The following is an 18,077-nucleotide window of genomic DNA, read 5'->3' as shown; positions in this document are numbered from 1 at the left end:
ATGTGCTTCAACACCCTTGTAAGCCTCTCTGGACTTTTCTTAAAAGGCGTTATGCCACATCATGATCGTGAGATTCGCTTTCATCAAACATATTATCTTCTATTTTTTCTCTTCCTGGAAGGATCAGGTTTAATAACACACCGCTGATTGCAGCAAGTGCCATTCCTTCAAGTGTAAAGTTTCCAATGGCGATATGCGCTCCGCCAATTCCTATAACCAGGATAACTGATGAGATGACAAGGTTGCGGTTATTTCCAAAATCAACCTTGCTGTCAACTAACATTCTTAAACCAGATGAAGCAATGATTCCAAACAGCAGAATCGATACGCCTCCCATTACTGGAGATGGAATGGATGAGATCAGAGCTGTAATTTTCCCGATGAAGCCGAACAGGATGGCAAAAACCGCTGCTCCTGCGAGGACATACACGCTGTATACCTTTGTAATGGCCAGCACACCGATATTTTCTCCATACGTTGTTTTCGGCGGTCCGCCAATTAAAGCGGAAACCATTGTAGCTGTTCCGTCTCCTAAAATTGAGCGGTGTAAACCTGGTTCTTTTATATAATTCTTGCCTACAACCTTACCAAGGACAAGCTGATGTCCAATATGCTCAGAGATTGTTACCACTGCTACTGGCGCCATAAGAAGTATTAATGTCGATGTAATGCTAATATCGTAATGAACAAACGGGAAGATAAAGTCTGGCATTTCAAGCCATTTTGCTTCTCTTACTCCTGAGAAATCCACAATTCCGATTGCCGTTGAGTAGATATAGCCAACGATAATTCCTGCAAGTATAGACACCATTCCAACCATGCCTTTACCGTAAATCGAGAAGAGGATTGTTGCCGTAAGCGTTACAATTGCTGCTGAAAAGTGCAGCAAGCTGTATTCTTCTGTTGCAGGGTTATTCATGGCCATGCCAACTGCCGTACCGGCAAGTGCTAAGCCAATGACGATAATGACTGGTCCGACAACAATTGGAGGTAAAACATTCATAATCCAGCGGAAGCCTGCTTTTTTTATGATTAAGGCTACAATTCCGTATACCAGACCTGCTATAAACGTTCCGATCATGGCTGCACCAGGACCTCCATGCTCTTGAGCCGCTATTAACGGAGCAATGAACGCGAAGGATGAGCCAAGATAGGCTGGTACTTGAAATTTCGTAATTATGAGGAAAGCCAGCGTTCCAAGCCCACTTGAAATCAGAGCCATCGAGGGGCTCAAGTCGACTAAAAATGGAACAAGTACGGTTGCACCAAACATGGCGAATAAGTGCTGTAAGCTAAGTGTAAGCCATTGAAACGGTGATGGTTTATCATTAATATCTAAAACTGGATTTCTCATAAGGCTCTCTCCCTTTACATTCATTTAAGTAAAAAACCCTCTTTGCGTAAGGCTGCAAAGAGGGTTTAAGAGCACAGCAAAAGAAAGACAATTCTCTTGCCGGTTCCCCTTTGTCAGCCTCACGGGACTGCTTTTAAAAAGGGTATGAAATTTTTAGTTGTTGTTTTCGTATATGCTGACTTGATCGCTTTCGTCAACTTCTTTTAGTTCGACGACAATTTTCTCCAAGCTCGATGTCGGGATATTCTTGCCGACAAAGTCAGCTCTGATCGGCAGCTCGCGATGACCGCGGTCAACAAGAACGGCAAGCTGAATGGAGGATGGACGTCCAAGATCAATAAGTGCATCCAATGCAGCTCTTACTGTTCTGCCTGTGTATAAAACATCGTCTATAAGAATAACCTTTTGATCTTTTATATCGATTGGAATACTGGAGCCTTTTATAAGCGGCTCTTCGTTTGGCGTCTTTTTTGTTAAATCATCACGATATAACGTGATATCTAGTTCACCAACCGAAATTTGTGCTCCTTCAATCTCTTCGATTCTTTTAGCAAGCCGGTTAGCTAAATATATTCCTCGAGTTTTAATCCCGATTAATATGCAGCCTTCAATTCCTTTATTTTTTTCAATTATTTCATGAGCAATTCTGGTTAATGCTCTGCGGATAGCTTGTTCATCTAAGACAATCGCCTTTTGCGGCATTATATTCACCTCATCATGTCTTATCATCGTCCAAACAAAAAACCCTCTCACTGTGCGGCGAGAGGGTAGATTTGCAGAATTCACACACACATAAACTGAGCATGTAATGATTCTAATCCGACTCCTTCTCAGCCTCACTGGACTGTCTTAAAGGACTTATTCAACTGTGTTTATCATATAGCACTTATCGAATTTTGTCAACGGTTATTTCTTAAAGAGTCAAGCAGTTCAGCATAATCAGTTGGAATTGGTGATTCAAACTCGATATACTCACCCGTGCGGGGGTGATCAAATCCTAATACTCCTGCATGCAGAACTTGTCCATTGAAATCAATTGTTTTCCTTGGCCCATATTTCGGATCACCAGCAAGAGGGTAGCCAATATATTTCATGTGAACACGGATTTGATGCGTTCTCCCTGTTTCCAGCTGACATTCAACGAGTGTGAAGTTCTCAAAACGTTCGAGTACCCGAAAATGTGTAACAGCATGCTTGCCTTCATCCACTACTGCCATGCTTTGGCGATCTTTCGGATCACGTGCGATTGGAGCATCAATAGTGCCATAATCATGCGGGATAACACCATGTACGACAGCTTTATACTTTCGGGTAACCGTTTTTTCAACAAGCTGATTGACAAGACTTTCATGAGCCATGTCATTTTTAGCAACCATCAAAAGACCAGAAGTATCTTTATCAATTCGGTGAACAATTCCAGGACGCATTACGCCATTAATGCCAGAAAGATCTGTACAGTGCGCCATTAACCCATTCACAAGCGTTCCCGTTTGATGGCCAGCTGCAGGATGCACGACCATCCCTTTTGGTTTATTAACGACAAGAACATCCGAATCTTCAAAATAAATTTCCAGATCCATTTGCTCTGCTACAATATCAAGCTCTTCTGGATCAGGCAAAGTAATTTCAATCTGATCATTCAGACTGCATTTATAATTTGTTTTAATGGTTTTCCCGTTAACAAGCACCAAATTCTCTTTAATCCACTGCTGTACTTGTGTTCGGGACCATTCTTCATTTACATTTGAAAGAACCTTATCAATTCTTTCTCCTACTTGTTCTTCAAGAACGATGTGTTCCACTTTTTCCATCTTTTTTCTCCTTCTTGGCTGCTATTTCCTCTAAGATCATTTGCAGCATTAACATTCCAACACCAATACATAATGCGGCATCAGCTACATTAAAAATAGGGAAATCATAAGAAAAGATATACGTATTAACAAAGTCTACAACTTCCTGATGTAAAACCCGATCAATAAAATTTCCTATCGCTCCGCCAAGCATTAATGCTAAGGAAACACCTAACAGATGATTTCCTTTTGCCGCTTTTTGCATGTAATAAACTATTCCAATGATGACAATAACGGTTATGATATAGAAAAACCACATTTGCCCTTCCAGTATGCCCCAAGCAGCACCAGGATTGCGATGGGATGTTATATACAGAAAATCTTCAATAATTTCAACACTTTCACCAAGCTCAAAATTTTTGACAATCAGCCATTTTGTCAGCTGATCAAGCGCAATGACAAATACTGTAATTATGTAATAAAACACAAAGGCAACCTCCACAATTCATATCGTTACCTTAGCATTTTAGCACAAACAGTCTGAAAGCAACAGTAAGCATTCTTTAAAAGAGTGCTTTTCGATAAAATTTCCCTAGGCTTGTGTAGTCGTCTTTTGACTGTAGGGTTGGAATTTCTTTTAGCAGTTCTGTTGGCAGAAGTTCTCCCGAAAGCTCGCACATGCCATAATTTCCTTGTTCAAGTTTTGCAATTGTCCTTTCAACATCGTGCAGTTCTTCGAGGAGTATAGGTTTAATTATCGGATTACTGGTACCATTCATTAGCCTTTCTAAAAGTTCTTGTCTCGTGTTACGGAGTTCTGAATAAAGATCGTTAATGTTTGCATCCATATCTTTTCCTCCGTTCATTTTGTTTCTTATATTATTTTCCGCATGCACGAGCATGACACGGGAAAACATTTAACATAAGGAACAACATTTGACGGAGGTGGTAATAATCAACAGAGAAGTTACATGTATATATGACTGCAACAAGAAAATTGCTATTTGAAAAACAGTTATTGCAGAGGAAGCTTTCAAAAGCAGTCCGTTTCATTACGCTGCAGACCTTTGTTTCCACGGGGAGGAACCAGTGAAAATAAGCGGAGATTTTACCCTAATTTCCAGAATTGAGCTATTTTAGCTCAAAATAAGGGGAGTTTTTACGACTATATTGAAAAATTTAGCCATTTACATGTTTTTCGACTTGTTAGTCGGAATTTCTCCGTCTATTTCAGCACATTTTCCGAGATTTTGTGAATTAAGCGGAATTCTTCCGCTTATTTATGAGGGTTGTTTCTCTGGCGCTGCTGAAAAACTTAAAAGGTAATTTTGCACTATGCCCGATTTAAGCCTCGCAGGAAAGTGAATACTTTGTAGTGTAAATCTGTGTACTTTTTAGTAATAACAACAAAGTATGCAGCCAATATTTTAAACAATAAAAAAATCCGAATGATTAGAAGGTGTTCTCCTAATCATGCGGATCCAATTCAAGGCTGAGCACCAGCCCATGTTTAGTTAAAAATTATGCCAAATGGCTGTAGTTGTTTTTCACCACATCTGCACAGCGTGTGCAAAGTGTTGGGTATTCTTCGTTTTGACCGACTTCTGGAGTGACTGTCCAGCAGCGTTCGCATGTTTCGCCTTCTGCTTTTGAGACAACGATAGCTGTGTTCTCAAATTTAACTGCATTTTCAGGCGCTTCTTCGTATGTGCCGGCAATTTCAAAGCCTGAAACAATAAAGAGCTGCTGCAGGTTTTCACTAATGGAATCAAGCAATGCTTTTACTTCCTCGTTCACATATAACGCAATTTTAGCTGTTAATGATTTTCCGATTACTTTTGCATTACGAGCTTCTTCTAGCGCTTTTAATACGTCATCGCGCAGTTTCATAAACGACGTCCATTTTTTCTCCAGCAATTCTCCATTTGGCAGATCAACATATTCCGGCATGTCTGTTAACTGAACACTTTCTTCCTGAACATTTGGAATAAAGCTCCACACTTCATCTGCTGTATGAGAAAGAATTGGCGCAGTAAGCTTCGTTAACGCAATTAAGCTCTCATATAAAACAGTTTGAATCGCACGGCGATCCTCATGATCTTTTGCTTCGATATATAAAACATCTTTTGCAAAATCAAGATAGAAGGCACTTAGATCCAATGTACAGAAATTATTGATGCTATGGTAGATGGAAGCAAATTCATAGCGGTCATAAGCTGCTAATGAGTTCTTAATCAGCTTATTCAGCTTCACGAGCATGAATTGATCTACTTCACGGAGATTTTCATATGCTACTTTATCTTTTGCAGGATCAAAATCAGCAAGATTTCCAAGTAAGAAGCGGAACGTGTTACGGATCTTACGATAAACTTCTGCGACTTGCTTAAGGATAGGATCAGAAACACGAACATCTGCCTGATAGTCAACAGATGCAACCCATAAACGGAGGATGTCAGCACCCAACTGATTCATTACTTTAGCAGGCACAACGACATTTCCTACAGACTTACTCATCTTTCTGCCTTCGCCATCCAGGACAAATCCATGGCTTAATACTCCTTTATATGGTGCTTTGCCTGTTACAGCAACAGCCGTTGATAATGAAGAGTTAAACCAGCCGCGATATTGATCAGATCCTTCTAAATAAAGGTCTGCTGGTCTTTGCAAGTCTTCTCTTTCCAGCAGAACTGCCTGATGAGAAGATCCTGAGTCGAACCAAACATCCATAATATCTGTTTCTTTTGTAAATTGTCCATTCGGACTTCCAGGATGCGTAAATCCTGCAGGAAGCAATTCTTTTGCTTCTTTCTCAAACCAAATATTTGAGCCGTGCTCTCTAAATAATGCAGATACATGGTTTATTGTTTCATCTGTAATGATCTCTTCGCCATTTTCCGCATAAAAGACTGGAATTGGCACACCCCAAGCACGCTGACGGGAAATACACCAATCACCGCGGTCGCGGACCATGTTATATAAACGAGTTTCTCCCCAAGCAGGAACAAACTGTGTATCATTAATCGCTTGAAGCAGTTCACTTCTAAAGTCTTTAATTGAAGCAAACCATTGGGCTGTTGCACGGAAAATAACCGGCTTTTTCGTTCTCCAATCATGCGGATAGGAGTGTGTGATGAATGAGATCTTCAGCAGTGCGCCAGCTTCCTGCAGTTTCTCAGTAATTGGCTTGTTTGCCTGGTCATAAAATAATCCTTCAAAACCAGGTGCTTCATCTGTCATATTCCCTTTATCATCGACAGGACATAATACTTCTAAGCCGTATTTGCTGCCGACATAAAAATCATCTTCCCCATGTCCTGGAGCTGTATGAACACAGCCTGTTCCGGCATCAGTCGTAACGTGTTCACCAAGCATGACGAGCGAATCTCGGCCATATAAAGGATGCTTCGCTAAAACATTTTCCATCTCAGCGCCTTTAAATGTTTTAACAACATTATGCTGCTCCCATTCAAGCTCACTTGCAACAGATGATAGAAGGTCTTCTGCAATGACAAACTTATCTCCATTTGCTTCTACGACAACGTAATTTAATGTTGGGTGAACAGAGATTCCCAAGTTTGCAGGAATCGTCCAAGGTGTTGTTGTCCAGATGATGATTTTCGTGTCAGCATCAAGAACATTTTTGCCATCCTTAACTGGGAAAGCCACATAAATGGATGGGGAACGCTTATCTTGATATTCAATTTCTGCTTCAGCAAGTGCAGATTCTGAAGAAGGAGACCAATAAACTGGCTTTTTGCCTTTATAGATATAACCTTTTTTGGCCATGTCTCCAAATACTTTAATTTGCTGTGCTTCATATGCTGGTTTTAATGTAATATAAGGATTTTCCCAATCTCCTCTGACACCTAATCGTTTGAATTGCTCACGCTGGCTTTCGATTTGTCCGTATGCATATTCCTCACAAAGTTTACGGAATTCAGCAACTGTCATTTCTTTACGTTTTACACCTTTGTTTGTTAGCGCCTGTTCAATTGGTAGACCATGAGTATCCCAGCCTGGCACATATGGGGCATGAAAGCCGTTCATTGATTTAAAACGGACAATAAAATCTTTTAAGATTTTATTTAAAGCATGACCAATGTGAATATCTCCGTTTGCATACGGAGGTCCATCGTGAAGAACAAACATTGGACGGTCCTTTGTGCGCTCCTGCACTTTCTCATAAATGTTCATTTCTGACCATTTATCCTGCACTTCCGGTTCGCGCTTTGGCAAGTTGCCGCGCATCGGAAATTCTGTTTGTGGCATTAATAATGTATCCTTGAATTCCATCTCTGTTTCCTCCTGTCATCTCTATCGACCATCATTACCTTTTTTCGGGGTAAAAATCCGCTAGAACGCAAAAAAACCTTTTCATCCCATAAAGGGACGAGAAGGTTTTAATTCCCGCGGTACCACCCTTGTAGACAGAGAAAACAGTCTCTATCCGCTCAATTAGCATTCATAACGTGAATGAACCGTCCCGCCTAACAGCTTAAAAGCGTTCAGCAAGGAACTCAAGGGTGATTTTCTAAATCTCAGCTTATACCAGGCTTCCACCTCTCCCCGGCTCTCTGCAAGCGTCCATAATATCCGCTTCTATAAACGAATGAGATTTGTACTGTCCCTCTCAACGATTTAATATAGATGATTTTGTGATAAAATTATATGCGATATCCTCTTATTTCGTCAAGCGTATGAATCTTCTTCTTCAGAATTTTTTAATTCAGTTGCATCAAGTTTATATTCTAAGAGATGATCCCAATCATCATTATTCAGCATATCAAGCTGTGCTTCAATTAACATTTTAAAACGAGTGCGGAATACCTTCGACTGTTTTTTTAATTCCTCTATGTCAATGGCAATTTTTCTTGCTTTAGAAAGAGACTCATTCACGATGCGATCAGCGTTTTTCTCAGCTTCTTTAATGATCAGCTTCGCTTCCTTCTGTGCATTACGCTTTACTTCCTCTGCAGCTTCCTGTGCAACAACGATTGATTTGTTTAATGTCGTCTCAATGGTGTTGAAATGGCCAATTCGCTCATTTAAATCATTTAGCTTTTCTTCGAGTTCTTTTTTCTCACGAATAATTAATTCATAATCTTTAATAACGTTATCAAGAAATTCATTTACTTCATCTTCATCATATCCGCGGAATCCTTTACTGAACTCTTTATTATGAATATCTAACGGTGTTAATGGCACTGTTGCCACCTCCCAAATCAATTGTTCTTTTTATGTACTCGATAAGCAAATATTCGACACACTTTCGCAAATTCCTGCAAGATGCTGAATTATTTTTGCTTGCCTGCTACAATTCGCCATTTATCCTTTTTGGTTTTTCCTTCAATCCCCATCATTTTAGCGCGCCCAAACCCCCTGGCTGAAATCATATCCCCTTCTCTGCACTCAAAAGAAGGATTTTCAATCACGGTCCAGTTCACTTTTACCAGTTTTGAACTAATAAAGGTTTGTGCTTTTTGCCGTGATATATTAAAAATGGCTGCAAGCACTGCATCCAGTCTTAATGAACTGCATGTCAGAGCAGATTCTTGCCACTGTTCTTCAGGTGTCTTAGCATCTGATAAAGGGATTTGCTTTAAGTTTATGCTCGCTCGTCCGATTGATTCGAGCTGAAGGCTAAGATATGACTCAATTTCTTTCGACACAATCAGCTGAACCACATCATTCTGAATAAGAATATCGCCAAATTTGGCTCTCTTTAGTCCAAGTGACATGAGACTGCCTAGAACTTGCGGATGCTCAATTGTAACAAACTTCTTTGCATATTCTACCTCAAATAAGCTAATTTGAAAATCCTCTTCTTCAATTTGATGATAATCAGGATATAAAAATGCCCGTTTTCTTTCCGCACCGCTATAACCGCCAAAGAAAGCATATTTGATTTCAGCGTTTTCTCCAATAAGCGATTTAACGATTTGCTGTTCGCGGGGATCCAGAAAATCGGTCAACTTGCCTGCATATGTACTTTCAACTTGATTTCTCCAATTCAGCACCTGATCAATAAATTCTTTTTCCTCTGGCCTGAAATGTTGATAAATGCTCATTTTAAAACTCCTTACTATGTTAAGAAAAAATAAATAAGGACTTACAAAGTAAAAAAGGACTATAATAGCCCCAGTTTACAATACTATCCATCTATATAATTGATCGATGCCTGTTACAGCGAATCGAAGAACAAAAATGGCAACAAGAGGTGAAATATCAAGCATGCCAATAGGAGGAATAAACCTTCTGAACGGCTCTAAATACGGTTCACATATTCTCGCTAAAAACTGTCCAATCGACGATTCTCGTGCATTTGGAAACCATGACATTAAAATATAAATAATTAATGCCCATGAATAAATACCAATTAAATTTGCTAATATCTCAAACAAAAAGCCCATTCCTATTACCACCTCGTATTATCGAATTCTTGCTCTTGCATTAATTGAGAAATCGTACCTGAAACCTCTACATTATCAGGAGTACATAGGAAAATATCATTTCCTACTTTTTGTATGTCTCCGCCAATTGCATAAACGGTTCCACTAAGGAAATCAATAATTCGTTTGGCTTGATCTCTCTCAATTCGCTGCAGATTGACAACTACGGCTCTTCTATTTTTCAGCTGATCTGCTATATCCTGTGCTTCCGCATAAACACGCGGTTCAACAAGGACAACTTTTGATGATTTTTGCACACTTTGCAGGCTGACTACGTTTTGCTTTTGAACAGACTGCTGCTTTTGCTGAGAAGGCTGTTTAGCAGCGGCTGCTTCCTCTTCGAGCATATCCTCTTCTCTATCATCATATTCATCATCTAAAAAGAAAAATGTCTTAAATTTAGATTTAATGCTCATCTCTTCATATACCTCCTTACCTTATTGACCCACTAAAGCGGTTCCTATTCTGATCATTGTTGCGCCTTCTTCAATAGCAATTTGATAATCATTAGACATTCCCATTGACAATTCGGTGCAAGGCGCATAACTTTCTTCTAGTGCCTGAATATCCTGCTGAAGATCTTTCAGTTTTCTAAAGCAGCTTCGCAGCAGGTCTTCATCTTCTGTAAAAGGAGCCATTGTCATAAGCCCAGCAACACGAATATTGGAAAATGGCTTTAATGAAGCAATAAAGGGTTTAACCTCTTCAAGTGGCAGTCCATGCTTTGACTCTTCACCTGAAACATTGACTTGAACCAGACAATCAATGATATGATCGGCTCTTTTTTGTATTTCTTCAGCCAGTGAAAGCCGGTCCAGCGAATGAATATAGGCTGCTTTATCAATGATGTTTTTTACTTTTTTTGACTGAAGTGAACCAATAAAATGCCATGTAGGCTTGTCCTCTAATACCTCCCATTTAGCCAGGAGGCCATCATCACGGTTTTCACCTAAATCCGTAATACCTGCATCCATTGCTTCTTGTGCACGTTCCACAGAAACATATTTTGTCACAGCAATGATTTTAATTTCCTCGCGATTGCGTCCAGAGCGCTCGCAGGCTGTTTCTATCTTTTGCTGAATTTCCCGTAAATTGTCTTCTACTTTCATGGTATTGCTCTTACTCCTCCTTCCAGCCCATAAAACTGATCATTCTGCCTGTCTTCCCGCTATCTCTGCGGTGAGAGAAAAATAAGTCAGCATTACAGCTGGTGCAATAATTCGAAATAAAAATATTCTTTTCAGCCAGTCCGCTATGAATCATGACTTGACGGTTTAATTGCTTTAAGTCTAATTGATACTGACCTTTTGAAATTTCTTTATATGCTGGTGGCAAATGATCGTTTTTCCACTGATTTGCAGCTTTGATGACCCTGTCATCTACTACATAACACTGTCCGCAAATTGATGGTCCGATGACGGCTTCTATTTCATTTGCCGGAATTCCATCGTTTTTAAATACGTTAATCATTTTTTCAGCTATTCCATGCACTGTACCTTTCCAGCCGGCGTGTGCAATCCCAATTGTTTTTGTTTGGCGATGCAGAAAGTATAATGGAACACAATCAGCATAGCATAATGTCAGAAGAATTCCTTGGTCATTTGTATAAAATCCATCTGTTTGAGGAAAAGAGCTATCATATTGCATGGCACCAAGTCCAGCATCTTTAGAAGAAACTTTTTCCACATTAACCTCATGTGTTTGATCTGCTCCAACCCAATTGGAAAGAGGAAAATCCAGCTTACCTGCAAGATGCTGACGATTTTTCATAACAGTGAGCTGGTCGTCTGAAACATGAAATCCCATATTCAGCCCTGTAAAATCTCCATTGCTAAAACCGCTATTTTTGCTAGAAAATCCAGCAGTAAGTCCGGGGAAATCGGAAACCCAGTGTTCAATTGTTAAAAACTCATCAGTGTGTTTAATAAAAGGCTCCATACTCATATCCTCATTTTTTCTCTAGTTTACCATAAGGAAGGCATTGTTTACAGTTTTATGTTGCTTTATCCTTCATCTTCTGTAAAACTGTATTCTGCTAATTTATAACGGACGAGTATCACATCTTCACCAATTTTAATGATATTTTTCCAAGGTATAACAATGTCTTCGTCTTTTCCGAAGAAGCCCAGCATTCTGCCGTTTCCTCCCACGATGACAGCTTCAATTTTGCCGCTGTTTAGATTGATATCAATATCGCCTATATTCCCCAGCCTTTTTCCATCTGAAACATTAACCACATCTTTCAATTGAAAATCAGATATTTTGATCATGAAGGTCATCTCCCGCATTTATTCTATACTTTAATATATGATGCATAGATTGAAAATCATGTTAGGAAAAAAAGAAAATTGTAGGCAAGGGTTAAAAGAATGAAAGAAAACTTGCCGATTGGCAAGCCTCTCAGGGGAGGTCAGTGGCTTAGCTGCACTTGTGCTGCACTAACTGAGCACCTCGGTGTATTATCCCTTCAAGCTGCTCTTTTATCATTTCTGAACATACGAAAAAGCCTGCCATTCGGCAGACTTAACTTTGAATATTTTTGTTCATCTGTTTAATGGCCGCTTTTTCTAAGCGTGATACTTGAGCTTGAGATATTCCGATTTCTTCAGCAACTTCCATTTGCGTTTTTCCTTGGAAAAATCTTTTTCTAAGTATGAGTTTTTCTCTTTCATTAAGTCTTCGCATACCTTCCATAAGTGCAATTTCCTCAATCCATTGGATGTCTTTATTCCGCTCATCACTGAGCTGGTCCATCACAAAAATAGGATCTCCGCCATCATTATAAATTGGCTCAAACAAGGAAACGGGATCTTGAATGGCATCGAGGGCAAAAACAATGTCCTCATGCGGTACATCAAGTTCCTTTGCAATTTCTTCTGCTGTTGGCTCTCTAGATGTTTTGCTCATAAGCCGTTCTCTTACCTGCAAGGCTTTATAAGCAATATCCCTTAATGAACGGGAAACGCGAATAGGGTTATTATCACGCAGATACCTTCTAATTTCACCAATAATCATTGGAACAGCATAAGTGGAAAACTTTACGTTTTGACTTAAATCAAAATTATCAATAGATTTCATTAGGCCGATACATCCAACCTGGAACAGATCATCCACAAATTCTCCTCTGTTATTAAAACGCTGGATGACACTTAATACTAGCCGTAAATTGCCATTTACGAGTTTTTCCCGGGCTGTTATATCTCCCTCATGCATTTGCTTGAAGAGTTCTCTCATTTCTTCGTTTTTTAATACTGGAAGTTTTGATGTGTCTACACCGCAAATCTCTACTTTATTTCGAGTCAATTCTTTCCCTCCTCACAGGAGTTGCTGTACAAAAAACAGTATCTCCTTGAGAAGGAAAAATATGCATGATGAAATAGAGCACAAAAATTCAGAATTGACAAAGCTTGCTGCTATAGGATTTTCGAGGAAAAAAATACAAAATTTTATGATTTAGCTCCAGTCCTAGCCCCTCGAGGTCATAAGTCAATCTGTCCAGAAGGTTAAAGTACAACCTTCTAGCCAGCTCGTCTTATGCTTGGGGCCCACAGGATGTGGGTTGTGCAGGCGTTGCCACAGGACGTGGCGGTATTAGACTGCGTTCCATAACTCGAGCAAGGCGCTTCCGCTTTTCCTTTGTCCAGCTCCAGGCGCTAGGGACTCGAGGTCTTAAGCCAATCCAGTCAAAAGGTCAAAGAACGACCTTTCGCCTGCCTCGGCTTAAGCTTGTCGTCCCTGGGCAAGCACCTTCCGCTTTTCCTTTGTCCAGTTCCAGCGCCTAGCCCCTCGAGGTCATAAGTCAATCTGTCCAGAAGGTTAAAGTACAACCTTCTAGCCAGCTCGTCTTATGCTTGTCGGGGCTGAGCAAGGCGCTTCCGCTTTTCTTACACCATTTTATTAAATTCTTTTTTTAGTCTTTTGATGATTCTTTTTTCTAGCCGTGAGATATAGGATTGAGAGATGCCCAGAAGATCTGCTACATCTTTTTGGGTCATTTCATCGCCCGCTCCAAGGCCAAATCTTAGCTCCATAATTTGTTTTTCACGGTCTGTCAGCTGGTGCAGGGCATTTAGCAGCAATTTTTTATCCACATTAGCTTCCAAATCTTTTGTAATGATATCATCATCTGTTCCCAACACGTCGGATAGTAATAATTCATTGCCGTCCCAATCAATATTCAGTGGTTCATCAAAAGAGACCTCTGAGCGAATTTTATTATTTCTTCTTAAATACATTAAGATTTCGTTTTCAATGCATCGGGAAGCGTATGTAGCTAATTTGATTTTCTTTTCAGGGTTAAATGTATTTACCGCTTTAATCAGTCCAATAGTACCTATGCTTATTAAATCTTCAATATTAATGCCTGTGTTTTCAAATTTCCTTGCAATATAAACCACAAGTCTTAAATTGCGCTCAATTAAGATGGAGCGGGCCGCCTTATCACCATTAGGCAATTTAATCAGTAAATGTTCTTCTTCTTCTTTGCTCAATGGCGGCGGTAAGGCTTCACTTCCGCCTATGTAATAAATTTCATCAGATTTGAGGCCCAGTTTAATCAGCAATTTATACCAGTAATAGGATAATCTAAGTTTTAATTTTTTCATGATTTGTCCTCCTTCTAAATTGTGTTTTTCTGAGTATAGTAATATAAAGCCTTTTAACTATATTATCCTGCGCGTATTTCTGCAGATACTTGTTTAGCACTTGCCATCATTTTAGGGTGAACAATGCATTGAAAGACATCGTCGCTTGAAAGTTCCTGCATCGTAAATGAGATTAGTCCCCGATTAACTTCGAGAACTTCCTCCGTCTTTCGGAACTTAATGCTTTCTGGTTTTACAGCAATTATTAGCTGGTGATCCTGACCGACTACCTTATATGGAATAATTCTCATCCTGTGCTCCCACTCAGCAGAAACGGTGTGTTGCCCAAGTACAACCTTTTCAGGGTTTTCTGCCATCGCCTGAATTTCTTCAGGAAAATCACCTTCGTTTCCTTTAATGGAAATAAACATAACAGGCATTTTTGAAATTGGATCGTATAATTGATTCCCACTGTCAATCAGACCCTTAAAGCTATACATTTTGCTGTTTAGCATAATTTCTACATCAATTAAGGAGTCATATTGAATTTTTACCATTTCAAATGTTTCGATGTTTTTTCTGGAAAAATGCCAGGCAAGCGGAAAACCAATTAGAACGAAGAGCCAGCTAATCGGATCTCCAAATCCTTTTACACTCCCTATCATGACTGCAGCCGACAGTTCGAAGTCAAATTGTACAAAGTAATGAGCTCCAATCAGGACGCCGCCAATTAAGAAGGTGGTTAAATAAAAGGTCATAAGACTGCTGAAAAAAAACTTTAATCTCTTATAGCCAAATGCCGTATAAACCATTAAGACTGAGAATAATAATTTCATTAGCGGATGCCCTGCTACTGAATGCATAGGCGTAATCGCTAATAAAATAATAATTGAGCCGATAAGACCGCCTGCTATCAGTCTCCACCATTTCACATGACGCTTTAAGATGATAGCGGTTAAGTAAAGTAATAGTGTGTCGAATAAAAAGTTTAAAGCCCAAATGACATCAAGGTAAATCGCCAATCATATCCCTCCTATATGTCTGATGAGGAATCATTTGGGATCGTAAGCAACAATTTAATAAATTCAAAGCTGTAAAAGATAATTATTTTCCCAGTAAGTATGATGCTTTGATCACTATTAAATCTGTTACGAAAAAGTATAGCGCATCTGTTTAGATAAAGATGTCACTTCCTGTAGTGAAAACTTGAGAAATTTTCACTATAATTTTCGTTTTTTGTCAATATTTCATATGGGACAAGCATTTGTCTAAATATATATGAAAAGGGGGTTAATAGAGTTGAATTTTAAGAGAGGTTTAGTAAATCATTTTTTTACAATATAAAAAACCCTCAGCTTTTTTGCCGAGGGTTTAATCTGCTATTTTATTTATCTATCTTCTGCGATTGCGATTGCGCAAGAACGTTGGAATATCTAATGTGTCTTCCGCATTGTTTGATGTTGTGCTGCGGACAGGCTCTTGCTGAGGTTCTTCACGCTTTGGCTGTTCGCGCTTCACAGCTCCTGTACCTGCTCCCATTGCCGGTTTCTGCTGGCCAAATGAAGGTCTGCTCGGTTTAGGCTGTGCCGCTTCTTCATTAAATCCAGTTGCAATAACCGTTACGACAATTTCGTCTTTTAGGTTTTCATTAATTACAGAACCGAAGATCATATTCACATCATGATCAGATGCAGAGGCAACAATATCTGCTGCTTCTTGAACTTCGTAAAGGCTAAGGTTTGAACCTCCTGTAATATTCATAAGAACACCTTGTGCTCCATCAATAGATGTTTCTAATAATGGAGAAGAAATCGCCTTTTTAGCAGCTTCTGTTGCACGGTTATCACCAGAAGCAATACCGATACCCATTGAAGCAGATCCTTTATTAGACATAATGGTCTTTACATCAGCAAAGTCAAGGTTAATTAATCCAGGAACAGCGATTAGTTCTGAAATACCTTGAACCCCTTGACGAAGCACATTATCTGCTTCACGGAAAGCTTCAAGCATTGGAGTGCTTTTATCTACAATTTCTAATAAACGGTCGTTTGGAATAACAATTAGCGTATCGACAGCTTCTTTCATTGAAGCGATTCCGCCTGCAGCCTGTGTTGATCTTTTTCTTCCTTCAAAAGTGAAAGGTCTTGTTACAACACCAACTGTTAAAGCACCTAAATCTCTAGCGATTTGAGCAATTACTGGTGCAGCTCCTGTGCCTGTTCCTCCGCCCATACCAGCTGTAACAAACACCATGTCAGCACCTCTAAGTGCTTCTTCAAGCTGTTCTTTGCTTTCTTCTGCAGCCTTTTTACCAACCTCAGGATTTGCTCCAGCTCCAAGTCCTCTAGTAAGTTTACCGCCAATCTGCATTTTGATTTCAGCTTTTGATAGGTTTAATGCTTGCGCATCTGTATTTACAGCGATAAAATCAACACCTTGAACACCATGTTCAATCATCCGGTTAACCGCATTGTTACCGCCGCCGCCAACGCCGATGACTTTAATCGTTGCTAATGAGTCTAAATTTGTATCAAATTCTAACATGACAAATCCTCCTAAATCGATATCCTCGAGAACACCATTTCGTATATGAAGAACCTATTCGAAAAAGTATCCGAAGAACTTTTTTACTCTCGATGTAATTTTTTCTTCCGGCTGCTTCTCCGGCTTTGCTTTTGGTTGCGGTTGTTTTTGAACTCTTCTTTCCTTTGCTTCAGTGCTTGCGACCGGTGTACTCATCTTCCTGCCCTGCACCTTCGCATTTTTATAAGCGAATTTTATCAACCCGACCGCGGTTGTATACTGCGGCTCCCTAACACCGATATAATCAGGTATGGCGATCCGTACGCGGTTTTGGAAAATAACTTGTGCTAATTCGAGTATACCTTGAGAATTGGCAACTCCGCCTGTCAGAACATACCCCCCAGGGAGATCATATGCCCCAAGGCGCTTTACTTCATGCTGAATCAAATCAAAGATTTCTTCCAATCTAGCTTCTATAATATCAGATATTTCAAGCTGATTAAATTGCTGATGCTGATCACTTCCAATGATTGGTACACTAAATACTTCTTCTTCAGAAGCATGATCATAGAATGCATAGCCATGTTTGATTTTTATTTTTTCAGCGTCTTCAGTTGAAGTTCGCAAGCCAATCGAGAGATCCTTTGTTATATGATCACCGCCAACTGGCAATACGCTTGTTCCTTTTAATATGCCCTGCTCAAATAAGGTAACCGTTGTTGAGCCGCCTCCTATATCAACTAAAGCAACACCAAGGTTCTTCTCATCCTTTGAAAGGGCAAATGCTCCTGCTGCTAGAGGCTGCAGGCTAATATCTACTATTTCAAGACCAGCACGCTCTACACAGCGCAATGTGTTATGTAAAATTGTTTTAGAGCCAGTGATAATGGTACCTTCCATTTCAAGCCTTACACCAATCATACCACGCGGATCACTTATTTCATCCAATCCATCAACAATAAATTGTCTGGGAATAACATCAATGATATCTCTTTCTGGAGGAATGGATACAACTTGTGCTGCATCTATTACTCTTGCAACATCATCATCTGATATTTCCCTATTTTCACTTGAAACAGCCACTACGCCATGTGAAGGCTGCAGCATAACATGATTGCCAGTAATCCCCACTATTACGCTTTTAATCTCCATGCCTATCATTCTCTCGGCTTGTTCGATTGCACGTTTGATGGAATGAACGGTTTCATCTATATCAACAATGGAGCCTTTTCGTAATCCTTCAGACTTTACATTGCCAACACCAATAATATTTAAAGAGTCATTGACCATTTCACCAATGATAACTTTTACACTGGATGTACCGATGTCAAGACTTACATATATTTCGTTGCTGTTCATTCTCTGGCACCTCCTTTTG

At 39.7% G+C, this 18,077-nt stretch carries 18 protein-coding genes and 1 other annotated feature; all 18 genes read right to left on the bottom strand.

What is annotated here, in order from left to right; all coding sequences use genetic code 11:
• Window positions 1–49: 49 nt before the first annotated feature.
• Complete coding sequence (locus tag F7732_RS01890) at window positions 50–1,354, bottom strand: uracil-xanthine permease family protein (RefSeq protein WP_151572006.1); 1,305 nt, start codon at window positions 1,352–1,354, stop codon at window positions 50–52.
• Window positions 1,355–1,507: 153 nt separating this feature from the next.
• Window positions 1,508–2,056 carry a bifunctional pyr operon transcriptional regulator/uracil phosphoribosyltransferase PyrR gene (pyrR, locus tag F7732_RS01885; protein ID WP_151572005.1) on the bottom strand — a complete coding sequence of 183 codons (549 nt, stop codon included), beginning with the start codon at window positions 2,054–2,056 and terminating at the stop codon, window positions 1,508–1,510.
• Window positions 2,057–2,253: 197 nt separating this feature from the next.
• Complete coding sequence (locus F7732_RS01880) at window positions 2,254–3,165, bottom strand: RluA family pseudouridine synthase (RefSeq protein ID WP_151572004.1); 912 nt, start codon at window positions 3,163–3,165, stop codon at window positions 2,254–2,256.
• Window positions 3,137–3,631 (bottom strand): signal peptidase II, encoded by a 495-nt coding sequence (gene lspA / locus F7732_RS01875; protein WP_066446807.1) that lies wholly within the window; start codon window positions 3,629–3,631, stop codon window positions 3,137–3,139. The genes F7732_RS01880 and lspA overlap by 29 nt, the downstream gene beginning before the upstream one ends.
• 76 nt (window positions 3,632–3,707) lie before the next feature.
• Complete coding sequence (locus F7732_RS01870; RefSeq protein ID WP_151572003.1) at window positions 3,708–3,992, bottom strand: hypothetical protein; 285 nt, start codon at window positions 3,990–3,992, stop codon at window positions 3,708–3,710.
• Between the two features lie 673 nt (window positions 3,993–4,665).
• On the bottom strand, window positions 4,666–7,437 hold the full coding sequence (ileS, locus tag F7732_RS01865) for an isoleucine--tRNA ligase (protein ID WP_151572002.1): 2,772 nt from the start codon (window positions 7,435–7,437) through the stop codon (window positions 4,666–4,668).
• An 89-nt stretch (window positions 7,438–7,526) separates the two neighbouring features.
• Window positions 7,527–7,787: a binding site (T-box leader), on the bottom strand.
• A 46-nt stretch (window positions 7,788–7,833) separates the two neighbouring features.
• Window positions 7,834–8,349 (bottom strand): DivIVA domain-containing protein, encoded by a 516-nt coding sequence (locus F7732_RS01860; protein WP_151572001.1) that lies wholly within the window; start codon window positions 8,347–8,349, stop codon window positions 7,834–7,836.
• Between the two features lie 89 nt (window positions 8,350–8,438).
• On the bottom strand, window positions 8,439–9,212 hold the full coding sequence (locus tag F7732_RS01855) for a YlmH family RNA-binding protein (protein WP_151572000.1): 774 nt from the start codon (window positions 9,210–9,212) through the stop codon (window positions 8,439–8,441).
• A 75-nt stretch (window positions 9,213–9,287) separates the two neighbouring features.
• Window positions 9,288–9,554, bottom strand: a complete 267-nt coding sequence (locus F7732_RS01850) for a YggT family protein (RefSeq protein WP_066446817.1) — start codon at window positions 9,552–9,554, stop codon at window positions 9,288–9,290.
• Window positions 9,555–9,559: 5 nt separating this feature from the next.
• Window positions 9,560–10,009, bottom strand: coding sequence for a cell division protein SepF (locus tag F7732_RS01845; protein WP_151571999.1), 450 nt, complete (start codon window positions 10,007–10,009; stop codon window positions 9,560–9,562).
• Between the two features lie 21 nt (window positions 10,010–10,030).
• Complete coding sequence (locus tag F7732_RS01840; RefSeq protein WP_151571998.1) at window positions 10,031–10,702, bottom strand: YggS family pyridoxal phosphate-dependent enzyme; 672 nt, start codon at window positions 10,700–10,702, stop codon at window positions 10,031–10,033.
• Window positions 10,703–10,712: 10 nt separating this feature from the next.
• Window positions 10,713–11,531, bottom strand: a complete 819-nt coding sequence (gene pgeF / locus F7732_RS01835; protein WP_151571997.1) for a peptidoglycan editing factor PgeF — start codon at window positions 11,529–11,531, stop codon at window positions 10,713–10,715.
• A 65-nt stretch (window positions 11,532–11,596) separates the two neighbouring features.
• On the bottom strand, window positions 11,597–11,863 hold the full coding sequence (locus F7732_RS01830) for a YlmC/YmxH family sporulation protein (protein ID WP_151571996.1): 267 nt from the start codon (window positions 11,861–11,863) through the stop codon (window positions 11,597–11,599).
• Window positions 11,864–12,116: 253 nt separating this feature from the next.
• A complete protein-coding gene (sigG, locus tag F7732_RS01825) occupies window positions 12,117–12,896 on the bottom strand; it encodes an RNA polymerase sporulation sigma factor SigG (RefSeq protein WP_066446830.1) in 780 nt (259 codons plus the stop codon).
• 581 nt (window positions 12,897–13,477) lie between these two features.
• The gene (gene sigE, locus F7732_RS01820) at window positions 13,478–14,197 is read right to left on the bottom strand and encodes an RNA polymerase sporulation sigma factor SigE (protein WP_151571995.1); all 720 of its coding nucleotides are present in this window, start codon (window positions 14,195–14,197) and stop codon (window positions 13,478–13,480) included.
• Between the two features lie 62 nt (window positions 14,198–14,259).
• Complete coding sequence (gene spoIIGA, locus F7732_RS01815; RefSeq protein WP_151571994.1) at window positions 14,260–15,198, bottom strand: sigma-E processing peptidase SpoIIGA; 939 nt, start codon at window positions 15,196–15,198, stop codon at window positions 14,260–14,262.
• Window positions 15,199–15,568: 370 nt separating this feature from the next.
• A complete protein-coding gene (gene ftsZ / locus F7732_RS01810) occupies window positions 15,569–16,720 on the bottom strand; it encodes a cell division protein FtsZ (RefSeq protein WP_151571993.1) in 1,152 nt (383 codons plus the stop codon).
• A 54-nt stretch (window positions 16,721–16,774) separates the two neighbouring features.
• Window positions 16,775–18,058 (bottom strand): cell division protein FtsA, encoded by a 1,284-nt coding sequence (gene ftsA / locus F7732_RS01805; RefSeq protein WP_066446849.1) that lies wholly within the window; start codon window positions 18,056–18,058, stop codon window positions 16,775–16,777.
• Window positions 18,059–18,077: the final 19 nt, after the last annotated feature.

The sequence above is a fragment of the Bacillus mesophilum genome, assembly GCF_008923265.1.
In the GTDB taxonomy this organism is placed as follows: Bacteria; Bacillota; Bacilli; order Bacillales; family Cytobacillaceae; genus Cytobacillus; species Cytobacillus mesophilum.
This window is presented reverse-complemented; position numbering and strand designations above follow the sequence as displayed.